This window comes from Pseudomonas sp. EA_35y_Pfl2_R5, from assembly GCF_963970805.1.
In the GTDB taxonomy this organism is placed as follows: Bacteria; Pseudomonadota; Gammaproteobacteria; order Pseudomonadales; family Pseudomonadaceae; genus Aquipseudomonas.
In genome coordinates this window covers 552,365-568,082 of the sequence record NZ_CAXAOW010000002.1, presented here as the reverse complement: position 1 = coordinate 568,082, position 15,718 = coordinate 552,365, and the positions used below count along the sequence as shown (strand labels likewise).

General features: G+C 60.8%; 10 protein-coding genes. 6 read left to right on the top strand and 4 right to left on the bottom strand.

The window, feature by feature from the left end:
- Positions 1-114 precede the first annotated feature (114 nt).
- From AACX99_RS06545 to xseA, 3 genes are all read right to left on the bottom strand, one after another.
- Positions 115-1,371, bottom strand: coding sequence for a mechanosensitive ion channel family protein (locus AACX99_RS06545; protein WP_339410389.1), 1,257 nt, complete (start codon positions 1,369-1,371; stop codon positions 115-117).
- Positions 1,372-1,480: 109 nt separating this feature from the next.
- Positions 1,481-2,305: a peptidoglycan DD-metalloendopeptidase family protein gene (locus AACX99_RS06540; RefSeq protein WP_339410388.1), complete on the bottom strand. Its 825-nt coding sequence runs from the start codon at positions 2,303-2,305 to the stop codon at positions 1,481-1,483.
- A 63-nt stretch (positions 2,306-2,368) separates the two neighbouring features.
- On the bottom strand, positions 2,369-3,748 hold the full coding sequence (gene xseA / locus AACX99_RS06535; protein WP_339410386.1) for an exodeoxyribonuclease VII large subunit: 1,380 nt from the start codon (positions 3,746-3,748) through the stop codon (positions 2,369-2,371).
- A 105-nt stretch (positions 3,749-3,853) separates the two neighbouring features.
- On the opposite strand from xseA, the gene AACX99_RS06530 reads away from it, so the two are divergent.
- From AACX99_RS06530 to tadA, 5 genes are all read left to right on the top strand, one after another.
- The gene (locus AACX99_RS06530) at positions 3,854-4,405 is read left to right on the top strand and encodes a sugar ABC transporter ATPase (RefSeq protein WP_339410385.1); all 552 of its coding nucleotides are present in this window, start codon (positions 3,854-3,856) and stop codon (positions 4,403-4,405) included.
- A 129-nt stretch (positions 4,406-4,534) separates the two neighbouring features.
- The gene (gene guaB / locus AACX99_RS06525; RefSeq protein ID WP_339410383.1) at positions 4,535-6,004 is read left to right on the top strand and encodes an IMP dehydrogenase; all 1,470 of its coding nucleotides are present in this window, start codon (positions 4,535-4,537) and stop codon (positions 6,002-6,004) included.
- Between the two features lie 285 nt (positions 6,005-6,289).
- A complete protein-coding gene (gene guaA, locus AACX99_RS06520; protein WP_339410381.1) occupies positions 6,290-7,870 on the top strand; it encodes a glutamine-hydrolyzing GMP synthase in 1,581 nt (526 codons plus the stop codon).
- A gap of 186 nt (positions 7,871-8,056) precedes the next feature.
- Positions 8,057-9,424 carry a multicopper oxidase family protein gene (locus AACX99_RS06515; protein WP_339410379.1) on the top strand — a complete coding sequence of 456 codons (1,368 nt, stop codon included), beginning with the start codon at positions 8,057-8,059 and terminating at the stop codon, positions 9,422-9,424.
- Entirely contained in the window at positions 9,424-9,906 is a 483-nt protein-coding gene (tadA, locus tag AACX99_RS06510) for a tRNA adenosine(34) deaminase TadA (protein WP_339410377.1), read from the top strand. Before AACX99_RS06515 ends, tadA begins: the two co-directional genes overlap by 1 nt.
- Before the next feature lie 239 nt (positions 9,907-10,145).
- Here the strand turns inward: tadA and mltF are convergent, their stop codons facing one another.
- A complete protein-coding gene (mltF, locus tag AACX99_RS06505; RefSeq protein WP_339410376.1) occupies positions 10,146-11,606 on the bottom strand; it encodes a membrane-bound lytic murein transglycosylase MltF in 1,461 nt (486 codons plus the stop codon).
- Positions 11,607-11,817: 211 nt separating this feature from the next.
- On the opposite strand from mltF, the gene purL reads away from it, so the two are divergent.
- Positions 11,818-15,714, top strand: a complete 3,897-nt coding sequence (purL, locus tag AACX99_RS06500; RefSeq protein ID WP_339410375.1) for a phosphoribosylformylglycinamidine synthase — start codon at positions 11,818-11,820, stop codon at positions 15,712-15,714.
- The last annotated feature ends 4 nt before the right edge of the window (positions 15,715-15,718 follow it).

Below are 15,718 nucleotides of genomic sequence, written 5' to 3'. Positions count from 1 at the left end.
AAAATTGATTTTATTATGCGGTTTATGAGGTTTTAGATTGTTTATATCTCAAAAAAAGCTGCAGTGCTTTGTGCGGATTGCGGGTGGCAGTGCTGGGTGCCACCCGCGACTTGCTCAGTCCTCGGCGGTAGATGGCAGGCTGCTTTTCAGCTCGCGCATATCCGCCCCGCTGGGGTGCTGGAACACCCGCAAACCGAACTCGGGAAGGATGGCCAACAGGTGGTCGAAGATATCCGACTGGATGGCTTCGTAGCGTGCCCAAGCGATGGTGTTGGTGAAGCAGTACAGCTCCAGCGGCAGGCCATCCGCTGTCGGGTGCAGTTGCCTGACCAGCTGGGTCATTTCCTGGTGGATGCCCGGGTGCTGACGCAGGTAGTGTTCGACGTAGGCGCGGAAGGTGCCGATGTTGGTGACCCTGCGGGTATTCGCCGGCTCTTGGCTGGCTTCGGCCAGTGCGGTGTTCCAGCTGAGCAGCTCGCTCTGTTTGCTGCTCAGGTACTGGCCGAGCAACAGAAAACGCTGCAGGCGGGCAATCTGTTTCGGGCTGAGGAAGCCGATGCTGGTCTGGTCGAGCAGCACGCTGCGCTTGATCCGCCGCCCACCAGACTCCTGCATGCCGCGCCAGTTCTTGAATGGGTCGCTGATAAAACGTTTGGTTGGAATGGTGCTGATGGTCTTGTCCCAGTTCTGCACTTTGACGGTGTGCAGGGCGATATCGATTACATCGCCATCGGCGTTCAGTTGCGGCATTTCGATCCAGTCGCCAACGCGCACCATGTCGCTGGAGGAAATCTGCACGCTGGCCACCAGCGACAGCAGGGTGTCCTGAAAAATCAGCATCAGTACGGCGGCCATGGCCCCCAGGCCCGACAGCAGGATCAGCGGCGAGCGGTCGATCAGCGTGGCGATCATAAGGATCGCGGCGACGGCGAACAGACCGATTTTCAGCACCTGCAGGTAGCCCTTGATCGGCCGCAGGTGCGCGTCATCGCGCAGGTTATAGAGGGTGTTGGCAATATCCAGCAGGAGGCTCAAGGCCAGGGCAACGGTTAGCACGATAAAGGCGCTGCAGACATTGCGTGTCACGCTGACCAGGCTTTCCGGAAGGCCGGGAACCAGCCCGATGCCCGCGCTGATCAGCAGTGCCGGGACAATGTTGGCCAGGCGCTTGATCAGTTCGTTATCCAGGTTCTGTGCGTTACGCCCCAGGGCGGTGGCGTCGATCAGGTGGCACACGGCGCGCACGAGTATCCGCTTGACCAGCCAGTTGCTTAGCCAGGCGCTCAGCAGGAGCAAGCCCGCGCTAATCAGGGTAAAAATTTCGGCGTGTTGTTGCAGCCAGTCAAGCCATGAGGCAAGCGCTTGCGGCATATCAAGCTCCCTAGTTCGGACGGTGAAGGCGGGCGTTCAGCACAGGCCCTTCGATTGCGGACGGGCAGACCATAACAAAGCGGCGGCTGTGAACCCAGGCGCAATCCCTTCAGGGCTTGAAGGCGCCGATAAAAATTGCCGGGTCGACGCGGGCGTCATTCAGGCTGACGTTCCAGTGCAGGTGCGGCCCGGTGGCGCGGCCGGTGGCGCCGACTTTGCCGAGTACACCACCGCGTGGCAGTTCGTCGCCGACTTTTACCCCGATGGCCGAGAGGTGACAGAACATGCTGATCAGGCCCTGCCCGTGGTCAACAAACACGGTTTTGCCGTTGAAGAAGTAGTCGCCGATGAGGATCACCTTGCCAGCGGCCGGAGCCTTGATCGGCGTGCCGCTATTGGCGGCGAAATCCAATCCCGAATGCGGGTTGCGCTCCTCACCGTTAAAAAAGCGGCGCAGGCCAAAGGGGCTGGACAGTGGTCCGCTCACAGGTCTGTCGAACAGCAGGTTGCTCGGCTGTCGTGCGCTGAACTGCTGATAGGCGCGGGTCTGCTCCGCTAGTTCGCGCTTGATGCGCGCAAGATTCTTGGCGTTCGGATTGACCTGCTGCTGATTCTTGATGGTGATGCGCTGCTCGACGTAATGCTTGCTGCCGACCTGAAAGTTCAGTGTCTGGCTGCCATTGACGCTGATCTGCTGGCTGCCGGGCTTCACGCTCAGGGGAATGCCAACTATGGCGATCCAGCGCTGCTGGTCTTCTTTGATCACCAATACCGGTTTGTTCTGATAGCGCACATTGGGCGCGGTTTCTTCCGGGCCCAAATCAACTACAGCCACACCCCCGGGCACCGGCTTGTTCAGTAGACGAGTGATAAAGCCTTCGGCGTGGACGGGTAGGGCGAGACAGAACAGGGCAATAAGCGTGAACAGGCGCATTGAATATCCGTAGGGTGGATAACGCGAAGCTTATCCACCGCTGTAAAAGGTAAAACGAAAAGGTCAGTCGAGCAGCGACAGGGTGACCGGCTGCACATGGTTGTCTTCGACTCGTACATCCAGTTCGCCGTTGCCCAGGCGCGCCTTCAGGCGCTGGCCGGGGCGGGTGTCGGCGGCGTTGCGGATGGCGCGGCCGCGCTCATCCAGCAGGATGCTGTAGCCACGGCCGAGGGTCGCTAGCGGGCTGACCGCGTGCAGTGTGTGCATTTGGCTTTGCAGCTGTAGGCGGCGCTGTTTCAGGCCTTCTCGCATGCTGCGTTGCAAGCGTTCAGTCAAGGCCTGCAGGCGCTGGTCCAACAGTTTCAGGTTGCGTTCCGGGTGCAGGCTGAGCAGGCGGGTCTGCAGGTGATTCAGGCGTTCGCGGCGGCTCTTCAGCTGCCGCTCAAAAGCACGGCTTAGGCGCATCTCCAAGTCGTCGATACGCTGAGCATGTTGGCGCAGGCGTTCGCCGGGATGGCGCAAGCGCCGCTGTAAACCGTCCAGACGCATACGTTCGCGCTCCAGGCGGTGTTGCATACGCAGGTTCAGGCGGCGTTTCAGGTTGTGCAAGCGCTGCACCAGTTCACTGCTGTCGGGGGCCAGCAGCTCGGCGGCGGCAGAAGGCGTCGGTGCGCGTACATCAGCGACAAAGTCGGCGATGGACACATCGGTCTCATGGCCCACGGCGCTGACGATGGGCGTGATGCAGGCGGCAATGGCGCGGGCCACCGGCTCTTCGTTGAAGCACCAGAGGTCTTCCAGCGAGCCGCCGCCACGGGCCAGGATCAGTGCATCGAAGCCCTTTGCGTCGGCCAAATTCAGGGCGCGGACGATCTGTGCGGTGGCTTCGCGGCCTTGCACGGCGGTCGGAATCAGGGTCAGCTCGACTTGCGGGGCGCGGCGGCGGAATACGCTGATGATGTCGCGGATCACCGCGCCGCTCGGCGAGCTGATAATGCCGATACGTTTCGGGTGGGCTGGCAGGGCGACCTTGCGCTCAGCGGCGAACAGCCCTTCGGCGCTGAGTTTTTCCTTCAGTGCTTCGAAGGCCAGTCGCAGTGCGCCATCGCCGGCCGGCTCCACCGCATCGAGAATCAGCTGGTAGTCGCCACGGCCCTCGAATAGCGAGACCTTGCCGCGCACCTTGACCGCCAGGCCGTCGCGCAGCGCCTGGCGCACCTTGGCGGCGTTCTGCCGGAACAGCGCACAGCGCACCTGGGCCTGACTATCTTTAAGGGTGAAATAGATATGCCCGGATGCCGGTTTGGCCAGGTTGGAAATTTCGCCCTCGACCCAGATGCCGCCGAAGACATCTTCCAGCAGCAAGCGTGCGCGGTTGTTCAGTTGGCTGACGCTGAGTACCTCGCGATCGAGGTTCAGGCGTTGGAAGGGATCTTTGATCATGGCCGGCATAGTAAAGGCTTTGTCCGGTCGGCCATAGTGGATTGGTCTTGACCGGCTTCGTGTGGCCATTAAGCTGCGCGCCTCCAACGCAAACCGAGTTTCAATATGAGTGAGCAGCAGGCGATCATCGTGCCGCAGATTTCCAGTTTCCCCGGCCATGAAGCGCGGGCGCGGTTGATCGTGCGCTGGCTGGTCAAGCAGAACATCATCGAAGAGCAGCTGACCACCTGTGGGCGCACTTTCAAGCATATGGGCTATGGCATTGCCGAAGGTGCGCGGCGAGTGGTCGAACGCCCGGAATTGCTGCCGTTCGGGCAGGCGGTGCATGGCCTGGAAATTATCTACAAACGCTGCATCTATACCCCGACTGCGGGCTTTCTCGAAGAGGCTGGTTGTCCTGAGTGCCGGCGCGAGGTGGGTGAAAGGTTGTTCGATAGCTTGGAAGACTGGATGCCGGGGCATACCGATAACTTCATCTGCCCGCTGTGTAGCCATGAGGACGACATCAACGGCTTTCTGTTTCTGCAGCCCTGCGGTTTTTCCAATCTGGGCTTTATCTTCAATAACTGGGCGGATGCCGGTTTCAAGCAGAGTTTTCTCGACGAGTTTGCTGCCCGTTTGGGCTATTCGCTATCGCTGGTAAAAGTTGACTTGTGAGTCAGTTCGGCGACGTTGTCGACGCGCATCTCAACGATCAGCGCGTCTAGTCGATTGTTTGCATTGAGTGCAGGGTGGCGTCTGAGTATAATGGCGCGCTTCCAATTTTCCCGTCCGGGAGCCCCCGCCATGCTGCGTATCAGTCAAGAAGCTCTTACCTTCGACGACGTTCTACTTATTCCAGGTTATTCCGAAGTTCTGCCGAAGGATGTCAGCCTCAAAACGCGCCTGACCCGTGGCATCGAACTGAATATTCCATTGCTCTCTGCTGCCATGGATACCGTGACTGAAGCCCGGCTGGCGATTGCCATGGCTCAGGAAGGCGGCATCGGCATCATCCACAAGAACATGACCGTTGAGCAGCAAGCTGCCGAAGTGCGCAAGGTCAAGCGCTACGAAGCGGGCGTGGTCAAGGACCCGATTACTATCGAAGCCGACGCCACCGTACGTGATCTGTTCGACCTGACTCGTATGCACAACATCTCCGGCGTACCGGTACTGAGCGATGGCGACCTGGTCGGCATCGTTACCTCCCGTGACGTGCGTTTCGAGAACCGCCTGGACGCCACCGTGCGTGAAGTGATGACGCCGAAAGAGCGTCTGGTCACCGTCCCGGAAGGTGCCGACAAAGACCTGGTGCGCGAGCTGCTGCATAAGCACCGCATCGAAAAAGTCCTGATCGTCGACGATGCCTTCCGTTTGAAGGGCATGATGACCGTCAAGGACATCGAGAAAGCCAAGGCCTATCCGCTGGCCAGCAAGGACGATCAGGGTCGTCTGCGCGTCGGTGCAGCCGTTGGCACCGGTGCTGACACCGCTGACCGCGTTGCTGCACTGGCTAACGCCGGTGTCGACGTGATCATCGTCGACACCGCACACGGTCACTCCAAAGGCGTGATCGATCGCGTGCGTTGGGTCAAGCAGAACTTCCCGGATGTTCAGGTGATCGGCGGCAACATCGCCACCGGTGAAGCCGCCAAGGCCCTGGCCGAAGCCGGCGCCGATGCGGTCAAGGTCGGTATCGGCCCAGGCTCGATCTGCACCACGCGTATCGTCGCAGGTGTTGGCGTACCGCAAATCTCCGCCGTGGCCAACGTTGCTGCCGCTCTGGCTGGCACCGGTGTGCCGCTGATCGCCGATGGCGGTATCCGCTTCTCCGGTGACCTGTCTAAAGCCATCGTCGCTGGCGCGTCCTGCGTGATGATCGGTTCGATGCTCGCCGGTACTGAAGAAGCGCCGGGTGAAGTCGAGCTGTTCCAGGGCCGTTCCTACAAGGCATACCGCGGTATGGGTTCGCTGGGTGCCATGGCGCAGGCACAGGGTTCTTCGGATCGTTATTTCCAAGACTCCTCGGCCGGTGCCGAGAAGTTGGTGCCTGAAGGCATCGAAGGCCGCGTGCCATACAAGGGTGCAATGGCAGCCATCGTTCACCAGCTGATGGGCGGCCTGCGTGCCTCCATGGGTTACACCGGTTGTGCAACGGTCGAAGAGATGCGCAGCAAGCCTGAGTTCGTGCGCATCACTGGCGCCGGCATGGCCGAGTCGCATGTCCACGATGTGCAGATCACCAAGGAAGCGCCGAACTATCGCGTCGGCTAAAAAATCGATTTGACGCTGCTGCGCTTGGCCATGCTGCGTTGAAAAGAAACTCGACACTGGCTTGCCAGTGAACGCCCGAAAGGACGGCCCGAGAGGGCGAGCGGAGCGAGTAAATGCTCATTGGCTACAGCCAACTCCGCTTTCTCGCTTCTTTTCGCCTTGCCTGACCTGCGCTCGCGACGCGGCAAATCGATTTTTAGAAAAATTAGGAAAGCACGGGGCTGTTGCTGTTGAGAAAAACGGGCAGCCCCGAGTTATTTGTGAATTCCGCTACGAGAGACGGCCATGGCTCATCAAGACATCCACGCTCACCGCATCCTGATTCTGGATTTCGGTTCCCAGTACACTCAGCTGATCGCCCGCCGCGTACGTGAGATCGGCGTGTACTGCGAGCTGCACCCGTTCGACATGAGCGACGATGACATCCGTGCTTTTGCCCCGCGCGGCGTCATCCTCGCCGGTGGCCCGGAGTCTGTGCACGAAGCTAACAGCCCGCGCTGCCCGCAAGCGGTATTTGACCTCGGTGTGCCGGTGTTTGGTATCTGCTACGGCATGCAGACCATGGCCGAACAGCTGGGCGGCAAGGTTGAAGGCTCCGAGCTGCGTGAGTTTGGTTACGCCCGTGTCGATATCGTCGGCAAAGCCCGCTTGCTCAGCGGCATCGAAGACCACGTCGATGACGACGGCGTGTTCGGCCTTGATGTGTGGATGAGCCACGGCGACAAAGTCACCGCCATGCCAGCCGGTTTCCATATTCTCGCCAGCACCCCGAGCTGCCCGATCGCCGCCATGGCCGACGACAGCCGTGGCTACTACGGCGTGCAGTTCCACCCGGAAGTGACCCACACCAAGCAGGGCGGTCGCATCCTCTCGCGCTTTATCCTGGAAATCTGCGGCTGTGAAGCGCTGTGGACCGCCTCCAACATCGTTGAAGATGCCATTGCCAACGTGCGCGCCCAGGTTGGCAGCGCCAACGTATTGCTCGGCCTGTCCGGCGGTGTGGATTCCTCGGTGGTCGCGGCGCTGCTGCACAAGGCTATCGGTGACCAGCTGACCTGCGTATTTGTCGACAACGGCCTGCTGCGTCTGCACGAAGGTGAGCAGGTGATGGCCATGTTCGCCGAGAACATGGGCGTCAAGGTGATCCGTGCCAATGCCGAGGAGCAGTTCCTCAACAACCTGGCCGGCGAAGCCGACCCGGAGAAGAAGCGCAAGATCATCGGCCGCACCTTTATCGACGTGTTCGATGCTGAGTCCTGCAAGCTGGACAACATCAAGTTCCTCGCCCAGGGCACCATCTACCCGGACGTGATCGAGTCGGCTGGCGCGAAAAGCGGCAAGGCCCACGTGATCAAGTCGCACCACAACGTCGGCGGCCTGCCGGAAGAGATGAACCTGAAACTGGTCGAGCCACTGCGCGAACTGTTCAAGGATGAAGTGCGTCGCCTGGGTCTGGAGCTCGGCCTGCCGTACGACATGGTCTACCGTCACCCATTCCCCGGCCCAGGCCTGGGTGTGCGCATCCTCGGTGAAGTGAAGAAGGAATACGCCGACCTGCTGCGCCGCGCTGACCACATCTTTATCGAAGAGCTGCGCAAGGCCGACTGGTACCACAAGGTCAGCCAGGCCTTCGTGGTGTTCCAGCCGGTGAAGTCGGTGGGCGTGGTTGGTGATGGCCGTCGTTACGCCTGGGTTGTCGCCCTGCGTGCGGTAGAAACCATCGACTTTATGACCGCACGTTGGGCGCACCTGCCCTATGAGCTACTGGAAACTGTCAGCGGCCGCATCATCAATGAAATCGAAGGCATCTCCCGCGTCACATATGACGTGTCGAGCAAACCGCCTGCCACCATCGAGTGGGAGTGATCCTGCCGAGTTGAACCGCCACAAGGGCAGCGCAAGCTGCCTTTGTGGTTTCTGTGGGTGCGGCAATCGAGCGCGACGCGAGGCTCGCCTTGAAGTGGGCGTGAATGAGAAGATATTGCAACTAGCTGCATTGGTTTGATCAAGCGGTGCAATACTCCGGAGTGGATCCGGACCACGGAATTGAAGATGGCGTTTACTCGCAGACAAATTCTTGCCGGCCTCAGCGCGTTGGGCGTTGCTGGGCTGGGCGTCGGTGGCGTGCGCTATTGGCTCGGGCGTGCAGAAAACCAGGCGAGCCATGACTACGAACTGATCGCCGCGCCGCTCGATGTCGAATTGGTGCCCGGCCATATCACCCCTGCTTGGGGCTATGCCGGCCAGGTGCCAGGGCTGGAAATTCGCGCGCGTCAGGGCGATTGGTTGCGGGTGCGTTTTATCAATCATCTGGATGAGCCGACCACCATCCATTGGCATGGCATCCGCCTGCCGCTGGAAATGGATGGTGTGCCCTATGTGTCGCAGTTGCCGGTGCTGCCGGGCGAATATTTCGATTATCGCTTCAAGACCGAAGATGCCGGCAACTTCTGGTATCACCCGCACCTGAGCAGCGCTGAGCAACTGGGGCGTGGTCTGGTCGGGCCGCTGATTGTCGAGGAGCGTGAGGCTACCGGCTTTGTCCATGAGCGCACTCTGAGCCTGAAGACCTGGCACGTTGACGCGCAAGGCGCTTTCACTGCATTCAGTGTGCCGCGCGAGGCGGCGCGTGAAGGAACGCGTGGGCGCCTGACTACCATCAACGGCAAGCCGGCTCCGGTTTTGACACTGCCAGCGGGGCAAGTGGTGCGCTTGCGTGTATTGAATCTGGATAGCACTGTGACCTACCGGCTCAACCTGCCAGGCGCCGATGCGCGCTTGTATGCGTTGGATGGCCACCCAATTGAGCCGCGGCCTCTGGGTAAGGAGTATTGGTTGGGGCCAGGTATGCGTATTGATCTGGCGGTGCGAGTGCCCGAGGCGGATGTTGAGTTGTCTCTGCGCAACGGTCCGCTGCGTCTGGCAACGCTGAAGAGCGTGGCCGCTACAGAGGTAACGAGTGAGTGGCCTCCGCGCTTGCCGGACAATCCGGTGGCCGAGCCTGATCTAGAACGCGCCGAGGTGCTGCGCTTTAACTTCGAGTGGTCGGCGAGCCTGGCTAGTGCAAGTGGCAACGGGCCAGCCAAATATTGGCAGATCAACGGCCAGGCCTGGGATATCAACGACAAGACCTGTGCGGATCGGCCGATTGCTAGCCTAAAAAAGGATGGCCACTACATCTTCGAGCTGCGCAATATGGCGCAGTACCTACACCCGATCCATTTGCATGGGCTTGCATTCAAGGTTATTTCGTCCAACCGCAAGAAGATCATTCCGTATTTCACCGACACCTATCTGCTGGGTAAGAATGAAGTCGCACGGATTGCCTTTGTCGCGGATAACCCGGGGATATGGATGTTCCACTGCCATGTGATTGACCATATGGAAACCGGCTTGATGGCCGCGATCGAGGTGGCGTGATGCGTCGTCCGCTGATTGTCGACCGCAGCCAGGATCAGCACTTTATGCGTGAGGCCTTGACCCTGGCCGCCGAAGGCGCTGTCCTTGGCGAGGTGCCGGTCGGCGCAGTGCTGGTGCAGGATGGCCAGGTTGTCGGGCGCGGCTTTAACTGCCCGATCTCCACCCATGACCCCAGTGCCCATGCCGAAATGGTGGCGATTCGCAGCGCCGCGCAAGCCGTGGATAACTACCGCCTGCCGGGCAGCACCCTGTATGTGACGTTGGAGCCGTGCAGTATGTGCGCCGGGTTGATCGTGCATGCGCGGGTGCAGCGTGTGGTCTATGGCGCGACTGAACCCAAAGCCGGGGTGGCAGTCAGTCGTGGGCAGTTTTTCAATCAAGAGTTTCTCAATCACCGGGTGCTGATCGAGGGTGGCGTGTTGGCGGAGGAGTGCGGGGCAGTGCTGAGTGCGTTCTTCAAGGCCAGGCGCGAGCAGCGCTAGAACCTATCCAAAGTCTGCTGCGCGCCGGCCCTGCGGCGTTAAAACCAGGCTCGGTAAGTCGCTTGCGGCTAACGCGCTTTAGCGCGGCCCAAAGGGCGAGCGAAGCGGGTAATGCTCATTTACATCAGTAAACTCGCGTGCGAGCCCAGTCCGCGTTCTCGCCGTTTTGACCAGCCGGAGGCTGTTACTACGTAGCGCCTTGCAGGGCTCTAACTCGCGCGCCTTTGAAATAGGTTCTTTTAAAGCGGTGGGGTTTGCTCATTCGGCTGACGCTTGTCGATGCCCGGCACATGCTGATTGCTTTCAGCGATTTGCGAGCCTTCCAGCTGCGGCTGGGTTACCCAGGTGAGAATGTCGTAGTAGCGGCGGATGTTGCGCACAAAATGCACCGGCTCGCCGCCACGGGCGTAGCCATAACGGGTTTTGCTGTACCACTGTTTCTGCGACAGGCGCGGCAGAATCTTCTGCACATCCAGCCATTTGTTCGGGTCCAGGCCTTCAGCTTCGGTGAGCTTGCGCGCATCCTCCAGATGGCCGCCACCGACGTTGTAGGACGCCAGAGCGAACCAGGTGCGGTCCGGCTCCTGGATGCTTTCCGGCAGTTGGTTCTTCACATAGACAATGTATTTGGCGCCGCCTTCGATGCTCTGCTTGGGGTTAAGGCGGTCCGACACACCCATGGCCTGGGCAGTGCGCAGGGTCAGCATCATCAGCCCGCGTACACCGGTTTTCGAGGTGGCGGTGGGTTGCCAGAGTGATTCCTGATAACCCATGGCGGCGAGCAGGCGCCAGTCGACCTGATTGGCCTGGGCGGCTTCGCGAAAGTATTTCTCGTAGCGCGGCAGGCGTTGTTGCAGGTGCTTGGCGAAGGTGTAAGCGCCGACATAGCCGAGTACATCGACATGGCCGTAGTAGCGATCCTTCAACCGCTGCAGGCTGCCGTTCTGCTGCGCGCGTTCGATAAAGGCATTCATCTCGTCGAGCAGGCTGCGGTCTTCACCGGGAGCGGTGGCCCAGGCCAGGTTTTGCGCATCGCCCAGGTCGAAGGCCACGCGTACATTGGAGAAGTACACCTGATTCATTGCCAGCTCGTTGGAGTCGACCAGTGTCAGGTCGATTTGCCCTTCATCAACCATGCGCAACAGGTCGACCACCTCGACGGCAGCGGACTCTTCGTAAGCCAGCTCTGGCAGTTGCAGTTTCAAGGCGGCCAGCTGTTCGGCATGGCTGCTGCCTTTAAGGACCAGAATGCGTTTGCCGAGCAGATCGTCCGGGCGAGTCGGACGTTGCTCGCCGTTGCGGTAGATCACCTGAGGAGTGACTTCCAGGTAAGGCAGGGAGAAGCGCGCGTGCTGCTGCCGTCCGTCGCTTTCCACCAAACCGGCGGCGGCAAGTACCGGGCCGTTGGGCTTATTCAGGCTGGCGAACAGTTCGTCGAGGTTGTCGGCAGTCTCGATTTCCAGCTTCAGGCCCAGATCGTCGGCAAAGCGCTTCACCAGCTCGTACTCGAAGCCGGTTTCGCCATTACGATCCTGGAAGTAGGTGGCCGGGCTGTTACGGGTGATCACCCGCAGTACACCCTCCGCCTGAACGCGCTCGAGTGTGCTGGGTTCTTCAGCACAGCCGCCGAGCACCAGGAGGATTCCGATCACCAGCAGCCAGCAGGCGCGGCGCACGCGGAACGCAGAGTGGGCAAACATTGGCGCAGTATACGCAAAGCATGGGGTGTGCCATATCTCGACAGCGAGTGGCTTCTCTGCTAGCGCAGTCGCTAGGCGTGAGCAGGGTCTGTTGCCGTTTCGATGCGGCCGCTAAACGGTAACAGACCCTGGCTGCCACGGGTGCCGTTGGCGGCGCTTTAGGCTAGAATGCACGGCCTCAAAGTACACCCCTTCCCAGAGGCTGTCCCCGATGTTGATCCTGCGCGGCGCTCCCGCCCTTTCTGCTTTTCGTCACGGCAAACTGCTTGAGCAACTGACCAGCAAGGTTCCTGCTGTCACCGGCCTGTATGCCGAGTTCGCGCATTTCGCCGAGGTTACCGGCTTACTCAACGCCGACGAAGAACAGGTATTGGCCCGTTTGCTGAAATACGGCCCGAGTGTGCCGGTGCAGGAGCCAAGCGGCCGCCTGTTCCTGACCATTCCGCGCTTTGGCACCATCTCGCCGTGGTCGAGCAAGGCCAGCGACATCGCTCGCAACTGCGGCCTGGCGAAGATTCAGCGTATCGAACGCGGTCTGGCCTACTACGTCAGCGGTGAGTTGAATGCCGCCGAGGCGCAGCAGGTTGCCGAACTGCTGCATGACCGCATGACTCAGCTGGTACTGGATAACCTCGACGGTGCTGCTGCGCTATTCAGCCATGCCCAGCCCAAGCCGCTGACGGCTGTGGACATCCTCGGTGGCGGCCGCGCTGCGCTGGAGAAGGCCAACGTTGAGCTCGGCTTGGCTCTGGCCGAAGACGAAATCGATTACCTAGTGACCAGCTTCAACGGTCTGGGGCGCAACCCCCATGATATCGAACTGATGATGTTCGCTCAGGCCAACTCCGAGCATTGCCGCCACAAGATCTTCAATGCCAGCTGGGATATCGATGGCGAAAGCCAGGAGAAATCCCTGTTCGGCATGATCAAGAACACCTACCAGATGCACAGCGAAGGCGTTTTGTCCGCTTATAAGGACAACGCCTCGGTGATCGTCGGCAGTGTTGCTGGGCGTTTCTTCCCGGACCCTGAGACCCGCCAGTACGGCGCGACCCAGGAGCCCGTGCATATCCTGATGAAGGTGGAAACCCACAACCACCCGACGGCTATTTCGCCGTTCTCCGGTGCGTCCACCGGTTCCGGCGGCGAAATTCGCGACGAAGGTGCCACCGGCCGTGGTGCCAAGCCGAAGGCGGGGCTGACCGGCTTCACCGTATCCAACCTGAACATCCCCGGTTTCGAGCAGCCCTGGGAAGTGCCGTACGGCAAGCCCGAGCGCATTGTTACCGCGCTGGACATCATGATCGAAGGCCCGCTGGGTGGCGCGGCGTTCAACAACGAGTTCGGCCGTCCGGCCCTGACCGGCTACTTCCGCACCTTCGAGCAGGCGATCAAGACCCCGCGCGGCGAAGAAGTGCGGGGTTACCACAAGCCGATCATGCTCGCTGGCGGCATGGGCAACATCCGCGCAGATCACGTGCAGAAGGGCGAGATCACCGTCGGCGCCAAGCTCATCGTGCTTGGCGGCCCAGCCATGCTGATCGGCCTGGGCGGCGGCGCCGCTTCGTCGGTCGCCACCGGTGCCAGCTCGGCTGACCTGGATTTCGCTTCAGTACAGCGCGAGAACCCGGAAATGGAGCGCCGCTGCCAGGAGGTTATCGACCGTTGCTGGCAGCTGGGCGAGCAGAACCCTATCGCCTTTATCCATGACGTAGGTGCCGGTGGTATTTCCAACGCCTTCCCGGAGCTGGTCAATGACGGTGGCCGTGGCGGCCGCTTCGAACTGCGCAACGTGCCGAATGACGAGCCGGGCATGGCGCCGCACGAGATCTGGAGCAACGAGTCTCAGGAACGTTACGTACTGGCCGTCAGCGCAGTCGACTTTGAGCGTTTCAAGGCGATCTGTGAGCGCGAGCGTTGCCCGTTTGCCGTGGTCGGTGAAGCCACTGAAGAAGCCCACCTGATCGTGACTGACAGCCATTTCGCCAACACCCCGGTGGACATGCCGCTGGAAGTGTTGCTGGGCAAGCCGCCGCGCATGCACCGTTCGGCCGCCCGCGAAGCTGAGCTGGGCGATGACTTTGATGCCAGCACCCTGGCCATCGACGAAGCCGTAACCCGCGTGCTGCATCACCCGGCCGTGGCCAGCAAAAGCTTCCTGATCACCATTGGCGACCGCACCATTACCGGTCTGGTTGCTCGCGACCAGATGGTTGGCCCGTGGCAGGTGCCGGTGGCTGATTGCGCTGTGACTGCCACCAGCTTCGACGTGTACACCGGTGAAGCCATGGCCATGGGTGAGCGCACCCCGCTGGCGCTGCTGGATGCTGCTGCGTCCGGGCGTATGGCGATTGGCGAAACCCTGACCAACTTGGCCGCGTCGCGTATCGAGAAGATGTCCGATATCAAACTGTCCGCCAACTGGATGGCTGCTGCCGGCCACCCGGGTGAAGACGCGCGTCTGTACGACACCGTTAAAGCGGTCGGCATGGAACTGTGCCCCGAGCTTGGCATCACCATCCCGGTGGGCAAGGACTCGATGTCGATGAAAACCCAGTGGCGCGATGAGGGCACGGATAAGAGCGTGACCTCGCCGCTGTCACTTGTCGTGACCGGCTTTGCTCCGGTCAGCGATATCCGCAAGACCCTGACCCCGCAACTGCGCATGGACAAGGGCGAAACCGACCTGATCCTGATCGATCTGGGCCGTGGGCAGAACCGCATGGGCGCCTCGATCCTCACCCAGGTCTACGGCAAGCTCGGCACCCAGGCGCCGGATGTGGATGACGCCGAAGACCTCAAGGCCTTCTTCGCAGTAATCCAGGGCCTGAATGCTGACGGTCATATCCTCGCTTACCACGACCGCTCCGACGGCGGCCTGCTGGTTACCGCCCTGGAAATGGCCTTTGCTGGCCATTGCGGCTTGAACCTGTTCCTCGACGCCTTGGCCGATGACAGCGCTGAGCTGGCCGCCGTACTGTTCAACGAAGAACTTGGCGCGGTGATCCAGGTTCATCAGGACGCCACCCCGGAAGTGCTGGCACAGTTCAGCGCAGCCGGTCTGGGCGACTGCGTGGCGGTGATCGGTCAGCCGGTCAACAGCGATGACGTGGCGATCAGCTTCAACGGTCAGCCGGTATTCGCCGGCCAGCGCCGCCTGTTGCAGCGCCAGTGGGCGCAAACCAGCTACCAGATTCAGCGTCTACGCGACAACGTGCAGTGCGCTGAGCAGGAGTTCGACGCCATCCTCGATGAGGAAAACCCAGGTTTGTCGGCCAAGCTCAGCTTCGACGTCAATCAGGACATCAGCGCGCCGTATATCCGTAAAGGTGTACGTCCGCAGATCGCCGTACTGCGCGAGCAGGGCGTCAACGGCCAGGTGGAAATGGCGGCGGCCTTTGACCGCGCTGGTTTCAACGCGATCGACGTACATATGAGCGATATCCTCAGCGGTCGCGTCAGTCTTGAAGCGTTCAAAGGCCTGGTTGCCTGTGGCGGCTTCTCCTACGGTGACGTGCTCGGTGCTGGCGAAGGCTGGGCCAAGTCGATTCTGTTCAACGCCCGCGCCCGTGATGGCTTCCAGGCGTTCTTCGAGCGCAAGGACAGCTTCAGTCTCGGCGTGTGTAACGGCTGCCAGATGATGAGCAACCTGCACGAGCTGATTCCCGGTACCGAGTTCTGGCCGCATTTTGTGCGCAACCGCTCGGAGCAGTTCGAAGCGCGCGTAGCCATGGTCCAGGTGCAGGAGTCGGCGTCGATCTTCCTGCAGGGCATGGCCGGTTCGCGTATGCCAATCGCCATCGCCCACGGCGAGGGGCATGCCGAGTTCGAGAACGAGGAAGCTCTGCTTGAGGCAGATCTGTCCGGCTGCGTGGCCATGCGCTTTATCGACAACCACGGCAAGGTCACCGAAACCTACCCGGCCAACCCCAACGGTTCGCCGCGCGGGATCACCGGTCTGACCAGCCGCGACGGCCGCGTGACCATCATGATGCCGCACCCGGAGCGGGTGTTCCGCGCTGTACAAAACTCCTGGAAGCCAGATGACTGGCAGGAAGATGCAGGCTGGCTGCGCATGTTCCGCAACGCCCGCGTGTGGGTGGATTGATCCG